Genomic DNA, 7,215 nt, shown 5'->3' with positions numbered 1-7,215 from the left:
CAGCTCACTTCCTATCGCTTCCTTCAGACCCTGCCGTTGCCAGCAACGCCCTTGCGATTCGGATTGTCTTCCCCCTGATCGGGGCGACGCTTGCTTCTTTCAGCAAGCCGGGTTTGCCAGCTCCGCTGGGCAAACAACAAAAAGCCTTTCACTGCTCAGAGTGAAAGGCTTTTTTCTTTTAGCTTCTATCAGAGATATCATGGACAAGAGGAGAGCTGGCACAAGCCTCCATCGCCACGCAACACAGCGGCAACTGAACAAAAAACCTGAAGCATGCATTTTTTGATTTCTTTACCATGTGCATTGATGCCGACAATGTGAAAAACATTTTTTGCCAGGTCCAGTGCGACAGTGATAATACTCATTCTGGTCTCCTCTCAGCTTCATTGATAGTTAAGTAACTCTTCCATCATGGCTCATTGAAGCCGACTCCGGTAGCCGAGGGGGGACCGTTTCATCAATAGACCTTACAGGCCCAAACTAAGCCTCGGTTTTAGCCGAGGCTTCATTTTTTGTAGTAGGATTTATAATTAGATGATTGCTTCCTTGTCCCCGCATATAAATATCATAAAGCAGAAAACTGGGAACGGTTGTTCAAGCTAGATCAGGTTTCGAAATCATTTTCATTACAGGAGATCTTTTCATGACAAATATCCATAAAATGCTTGGTAATAGCACACTTCAGGTTGGCCGCATCGGCTTCGGATGCATGGGCATGTCGGAGTTTTACGGTGGGACACGTGACGAAGCAAGCCACATCAAGATTCTGCATGCAGCTATTGACCTTGGCATTAACCTCTTCGACACCGCCGATATGTATGGTGTTGGGCACAACGAGGAACTGGTTTCTAAAGCCTTCTCGGATCGTTGGGAAAAGGTCACTGTGGCTACGAAGTTTGGCGTTCAGCGGGGAACCAATGGCGAATGGCTGGGTATCTGCGGCCGTCCAGAATACGTGAAAGATGCCTGCGAGAAAAGTCTGAAGCGCCTGGGTCTGGAGACCATCGATCTCTATTATCAGCATCGCCCGGACCCGGACGTCCCGGTTGAAGAAAGTGTTGGTGCTATGAAGGAATTGGTGGAGGAAGGGAAGGTACGCTTCATCGGATTGAGCGAATTCTCTGCAGAACAGATCCGAGCTGCCCATGCCGTTCATCCGATTACCGCGCTTCAGACAGAATATTCACTCTGGACTCGAGATGTGGAGGAGGAGGGTATACTGGATACCTGCCGTGACTTGGGAATTGCCTTTGTCGCCTATTCGCCGCTAGGTCGAGGCTTCCTCACAGGGGCGATCCCCAACAGGGAAACACTCGATGCAAATGACTGGCGGCGTGACAATCCGCGATTTAGCGACGAAGCGCTGGCGGAGAATACTCGCTTTCTGGAGTTGATTCGAGACATCGCCGCCCAAAAAGGGGCAACAAAAGCGCAGGTGGTTCTTGCATGGCTACTGGCTCAGGGAGAAGATATCTTCCCTATCCCTGGCACGCGGCGTCTCGAACGGTTGAAGGAAAACCTGGGAGCTTGGACGGTGCAGTTTACTGCTGAGGAATTGGCGGAAATACGAAGTCAACTGCCGATAGAAACGGCCGGATCGCGCTATTGACTGATACCTTTTCAATGTTCTGTCGCGAATGTCGAAACTTTTGTTGAGTTGTTCCTCCTCCTAAAGGAGAGTGCGATTTTAAGCTTTCGTTTTGGATGGCATCAGTTTTTTTGAAAAGTACCTCACAGCTTTATGTCAACCGGAGGAATTCTCAAATCGCTATCAACATGTATAAACGTGCATAAAAAAAATGGCACCACACACAATGTGGTGCCATTTTTTTAAGGTTTGTCAACACCTTTATTGAAGGGCTAGTCCGCTGGGATCGCCTTTTTTGACATCTATTAACGAATAAATCAGCCGAGGATTTGCTTCGCCTTGGCAACCATGTTCTCGGCAGTAAAACCGAAGTGCTTCATCAGCTCACTGGCCGGGGCACTGGCACCGAAGGACTCCATGCCGATCACCGGATTACAGCGGCCGACATAACGTTCCCAGCCGAAGGTCGCCCCAGCTTCAATCGCCACCCGCTTGTTGCAGGCCGGCGGCAGAACCTCCTCGCGATAAGCCCTATCCTGCGCCTCGAACAGTTCCCAGGAAGGCAGAGAAACAACGCGGGTGCCGATCCCTTCCGCCTGCAGGGTTTCGCGTGCGGCAACCGCATGCTGCACTTCAGAACCACTGGCGAGCAGAATCAGTTGCAGGTCACCTTCTTCTTTCACCAGTACGTAACCACCTTTCTGCAGGCCGTCAGCTGCAGCGAAGTTTCTGCGATCGACTGTCGGCAGGCCCTGACGGGTCAAGACCAGTACGGTTGGACCTTGTCGGTTGCTTACAGCAGCCTTCCAGGCTTCGACGGTTTCGTTGGCATCAGCCGGGCGGATGACGGTCATGTTCGGCATGGCCCGCAAGCTGGCAAGGTGTTCGACCGGCTGGTGGGTCGGACCGTCTTCACCGAGACCGATCGAGTCGTGGGTCAGTACGTAAATCGGCGCCAGACCCATCAGTGCGGCCATCCGCATTGCCGGACGCATATAGTCCGCAAATACGAAGAAGGTTCCGGCGAACGGAACTAGACCGGGTGTGTGTGCCAGACCATTCATGATCGAACCCATGGCGTGCTCGCGGATACCATAGTGGATATTGCGGCCGCTGCGCCCCGGAAGCCAGGATTTTTCGCCCTTGATTTCGGTGTTGTTCGACGGTGCCAAGTCGGCGGAACCACCAATCAGGAAAGGCATCTTCGGTGCCAGGCCGTTGATCGCCGCACCGCTTGCCTGACGGGTCGCCTTGTTATCGCCTGCTTCGAAGGTCGGCAGTTTGGCGTCCCAGCCTTCCGGCAGTTCGCCGCCAGCCACCGCCAGCCAGTTGGTAACAGCAGGGGCTCCCTTTTTACATTCCAGCTGCTGTTGCCAGGCCTTCTCCAGTTCGGCCCCTTTGGCGACACAGCCGCCCATATGCTCGGCAACTTCTGCCGGGATCACGAATGTCTTTTGCGGATCACGACCGAAAGCCTGCTTGGTCAACGCTAGCTCGTCGGTTCCGAGCGGTGCACCGTGGGCGTCGTGGGTATCCTGCTTGTTCGGCGCGCCGAAACCGATGTGGGTACGGGCGATGATCAGCGATGGGCGCGGATCTTTCTTGGCGCGCTCCATGGCGTCGTCGATCTCGGCGAGGTTCTCGCCTTCCACCCGTTCGACGTGCCAACCATAGGCGATGTAGCGAGCACCAACATCCTCGGTGAAAGCCAACTGGGTATTCCCCTCAATGGTAATCTTGTTGTCGAGGTAAAGGTAATTGAGGTTGCCCAGCTTCAGATGGCCGGCCAGAGAAGCTGCTTCTGCCGAAACCCCTTCCATTAGGTCACCGTCGGAACATATAACCCAGGTACGGTAGTCGAACAACTCGGAGTCGACGTTCTGGGCCAGATATTGACCACCCATCGCCATACCGACGGCCACTGCAACACCCTGCCCGAGCGGACCGGTAGTGGTTTCAACACCAGGGACATGACCATACTCCGGGTGCCCGGCGGTCTTGCGCCCGAACTGGCGGAAGTTCTTGATCTCGTCAAGCGGCAGATCGTAACCGGTCAAATGCAACATGCTGTAAATCAGGGTCGAGGCATGACCACAGGAAAGAATAAAACGATCCCGCCCAGCCCATTCGGGGTTTGCCGGATTGTGTCTCAAATGCTTCATGTAAAGCAGATAGGCAATCGGTGCGGCTTCCATCGGCGTACCCGGGTGACCCGACTTGGCAGCTTCGACTGCGTCGGCGGCCAGCAGGCGGATGGTGTTGATCGATTCTTTGACAACGGGATCGGAAAACTCTTTCAACAACATGTTTTTTGACTCCTTGAGGTCTAATTTTTGGACGGCATATTGAAACAGGAACCGTCCCAAAAAACAAGGGGAAGTCTTGGAAAAATAGATAAAATCTACTTTTAATAAGCAGGCGTGAAAATATGATTGGATTTTCAGTAAAGATAGAGAAAAAAATGGGCCGACAATCGGGGGAGGCGTTCCCAATCATCGGCCCTTCAGCAAGAAAGGAGGTCTTATGAAACCTTCTTTTCGTTCAACAACCTGACTGCCACGACCAGGCGTTGATGGTTTTACTATAGAGAGACCGGCCAATGGAAAACAGGTGCAGATGCGTATTTATTTGTCCCCATATCTGCGGAAAACGACAGCACATAAGCACAGTCGTCCAAATGAACCTGTCGAGAAATATATTGATTTGAATTTAACGATCAGAAAAATCGCAGTGTTCGAACAGCAGCAGCAGCTTCTCCTGGCGACTCCCCTGCCAGCGGGACAAAAGTCTTTCGGCCAGAGTTACGCCGCTGAAGACGATCTCTTCCAGCGGCTGCAAGAACTGGGATTCATCCGCTCCGCTGAGCCCGGCAACGTACTGTTCCTGCAGACTCTGCACCGCCTCCGGCAGCAAGGTCGCGGCGACCTCCTGCAAAGTTCCACTAGGGAAGCGGGCCTTCAAACCATCACGCCATGAATTCCGATACAGCTGCTGAAAATCGGACAGCGGCAATTCGGCAAAGATCGCTTCTATTTTAGCAAGGGCCGGTTCGCTGTAGAGCAACCCTTTATACAGTGCAGCAACCGAGGCGGTATAGGCGGGAGGTAAGCTGTCGGCACTGCGCACCTCGATCTGCGGGCGCAAGCGCACCTCAGGAAATAGAGTCGAAAGGTGCAGATTCCAATCGGCCAACGTTGCCCGGCCTCCATTATAACCCGACTCGAGATACTGTCGGAAAGTAAAACGGCTACCGGTCAAATCGAGCAACTGATGCTCACGCTGTAGAAAATAGAGCGGTACATCGAGAGCGTATTCGACAAAGCGATCTAGCCCGGCCTCAGGTGCAAACATCTGTAGGATCAACCCGCAACGATCGGCATCGGTGCGAGACCAGATCTCGCCACGCAAGGAGAGGAACCCGCTCGGCTCCCCTTCCAGGATCGGCGAATTGGCGAACAGTGCATAGCTCAACGGGGCCAGCCACTGCGCTGCGCGCAGCTTACGAAGGCAATCCGCCTCATCGGAAAAGTCTAGGTTAACCTGGGTGCCGGCCGACTGCTTCATCATCCGCTGGCCCATATCGCCGGTCCTGAGCATGTACGGCCCCATGATGCCGTAACGGGCTTTCGGCAGCCAGCCGATCTCATCGAGACGGCTAAAAGGATGAACTCCCAAGCCGAAAAAAGCCAAACCCAACTCCTGGCCGGCACTGGCAATCTGATGCCGATAGCGCCCCAAGTCACGCCAGCTACAATGGATATCACAGCAGAAGCGCCCGGATAATTCTATTTGCCCACCCGGTTCCAGAGTGACCGAGGATCGTTTGCCTTGCAGACCGATCAGGTTCTCCTGCTCGTAGATCCCTTCCCAGCCACCGACCCCCTCGAGCCGTGCCAGCAGCTCGCGAATCTGCTTATAATCAGCTGCCTCGCCGGTCTGGCGATCGACCACCACCTTTTCCGACTCCAACCCCACACCCCAATCCTGACGCGGTCGGGCGCCGCGCAACAGGAAATCGATCAACTGCTGGCGGTTTTCTATTGGTTGCTGGCTTTGCTCGCTTGCTTGCGGCGTCATCGACGACCTTTCTCCGGAAAAATCAGGAACCCAAGTAAGTGGTCACTGCGTTGGCGATGGTCATAAAAATCTGCGTGAACTCCTTTTCGTCCAGTTCCAGCAGGGTGATGCGGAAACCGCGCTCTTCAGTACAGAAGGAAGAAATTGGCACCACACAGATCCCGGTCGATGCAAGCAGGTAATAGACGAAACGTTTGTCGGTTTCACAGCCTTCCTTATTGACCAGACCTTCGACCAGTTCCTTCACCTCTGTGTTTTCGATCTCGAGGCTCTGCTTACTGTTGAGCAATCCCTTCCCGAATACCACGCTCATGTAGAATGCTCCGTTGGTCCGGTTAACCTTCAGTCCAGGAACCTCCTTCAACAGATTATAAGCGATATTCGAATAATTTTCGTAGCGGTTTCGCCGCTCTTCGAGATATTTCGGATATTCCGGATGACTGAGAATCTGCGGAATCGCTTTCTGCGGCAGCGTGGTCGAGCAAACCTCGACCATCTTCGAATCGAGAATACTCTGTACATAACGAGCGAACATCGGGTCCTTGTCGGCGTTGTAAACCTCAATCCAGCCACAGCGTGCGCCCGGCCAGGGAACCTCCTTGCTGATCCCCTTCATCGAGATCGCCGGCAGATCGCCGATCAGGTCGGAGATCGGCTTGGTAGCGGTGCCATTGTAGCAGAGGTTATGGTATATCTCGTCGCAGATCAGGAACAGATCATATTCTTTACAGATCGCGATGATCTCTCTCAAAATCCGTTCCGGGTAGACGGAACCGGTCGGGTTGTCCGGGTTGATGATCAAAATCGCGGAAATCGCCGGATTATACTTGACCGATAGCCGCATGTCGTCGATATCGGGGAACCAATTGTTGTCCGGATCAAGACGATAGGTGACCGGCTTCTGTCCGGCATGGGCACCCTCGGCAGAGGAGTGAGTCGAGTAGGTCGGCGAGGGGCCTAGCACCCGGGCTTCCCGCTTGAGTTGGCCATAAACCTTGTGGATGGCGTCCCCCAAGCCATTGAAGAAAATGATGTCATTAGGAGTGATCTGGGTTTTGCCGCGCTGGTTGGTCAGATTGGCCAGAAATTCGCGTGTTTCCAGTACGCCCCGGGTCGCGCAGTATCCGTAAGAGCAGTCCTTCATCACCAGATCGGAAACGATCTGCTTGATCCAATCAGGAATTTTCTCCCCCTTGGCGACCGGATCACCAATGTTCTCCATGTTGGTTTTGATGCCGAGTGTCTTCAGTTTTTCGGCAATTTCGACAATGGCCCGAATCTCATAAGTCAGCTCGCCGGCACCGATGTGGACAATGTTGTTGCGCATCTCTTCTCTCCGATCCCAGATAAATAAAAAGGCCATGGACTACTCTGTCCATGGCCTCTGTGTTGTTTATAAACGCGTGCAGCTTCACCCGTTAAGGGTGACGGACAGTTATCAGGCTTGAACCCGCCGCCTGAATCGCTCGTGCTGCCGCTGCTGCAGTTTTGATCATCGTCTTTAACTCCACTGAAAGCTAGTTGATTGGATTATCACACGGTTTCAGAGA

General features: G+C 53.4%; 5 protein-coding genes. 1 reads left to right on the top strand and 4 read right to left on the bottom strand.

Going from position 1 to position 7,215, the window contains the following annotated elements; all coding sequences use genetic code 11:
* Positions 1-197 precede the first annotated feature (197 nt).
* Positions 198-365 carry a hypothetical protein gene (locus Q7J88_RS13575; RefSeq protein ID WP_303722770.1) on the bottom strand — a complete coding sequence of 56 codons (168 nt, stop codon included), beginning with the start codon at positions 363-365 and terminating at the stop codon, positions 198-200.
* Positions 366-643: 278 nt separating this feature from the next.
* Between Q7J88_RS13575 and Q7J88_RS13570 the strand changes: the two genes are divergently transcribed.
* Entirely contained in the window at positions 644-1,609 is a 966-nt protein-coding gene (locus Q7J88_RS13570; protein ID WP_303722769.1) for an aldo/keto reductase, read from the top strand.
* 296 nt (positions 1,610-1,905) lie between these two features.
* Here the strand turns inward: Q7J88_RS13570 and tkt are convergent, their stop codons facing one another.
* From tkt to Q7J88_RS13555, 3 genes are all read right to left on the bottom strand, one after another.
* On the bottom strand, positions 1,906-3,894 hold the full coding sequence (gene tkt, locus Q7J88_RS13565) for a transketolase (RefSeq protein ID WP_303722768.1): 1,989 nt from the start codon (positions 3,892-3,894) through the stop codon (positions 1,906-1,908).
* A 403-nt stretch (positions 3,895-4,297) separates the two neighbouring features.
* Positions 4,298-5,665, bottom strand: a complete 1,368-nt coding sequence (locus Q7J88_RS13560; RefSeq protein WP_303722767.1) for a glutamate--cysteine ligase — start codon at positions 5,663-5,665, stop codon at positions 4,298-4,300.
* Between the two features lie 22 nt (positions 5,666-5,687).
* Complete coding sequence (locus Q7J88_RS13555; RefSeq protein WP_303722766.1) at positions 5,688-6,992, bottom strand: pyridoxal phosphate-dependent aminotransferase; 1,305 nt, start codon at positions 6,990-6,992, stop codon at positions 5,688-5,690.
* Positions 6,993-7,215 lie beyond the last annotated feature (223 nt).

The sequence above is a fragment of the Malonomonas rubra genome (genome assembly GCF_003247215.1).
Lineage (GTDB): Bacteria > Desulfobacterota > Desulfuromonadia > Desulfuromonadales > Geopsychrobacteraceae > Malonomonas > Malonomonas rubra_A.
The sequence above is the reverse complement of the archived record's forward strand: the minus strand, read 5'-3'. Positions and strand labels throughout refer to the sequence as shown.

Coding starts and splice junctions, on each gene's coding strand:
- Q7J88_RS13575 (WP_303722770.1), bottom strand. CDS start 365: ATGAGTATTATCACTGTCGCACTGGACCTGGCAAAAAATGTTTTTCAC.
- Q7J88_RS13570 (WP_303722769.1), top strand. CDS start 644: ATGACAAATATCCATAAAATGCTTGGTAATAGCACACTTCAGGTTGGC.
- tkt (WP_303722768.1), bottom strand. CDS start 3,894: ATGTTGTTGAAAGAGTTTTCCGATCCCGTTGTCAAAGAATCGATCAAC.
- Q7J88_RS13560 (WP_303722767.1), bottom strand. CDS start 5,665: ATGACGCCGCAAGCAAGCGAGCAAAGCCAGCAACCAATAGAAAACCGC.
- Q7J88_RS13555 (WP_303722766.1), bottom strand. CDS start 6,992: ATGCGCAACAACATTGTCCACATCGGTGCCGGCGAGCTGACTTATGAG.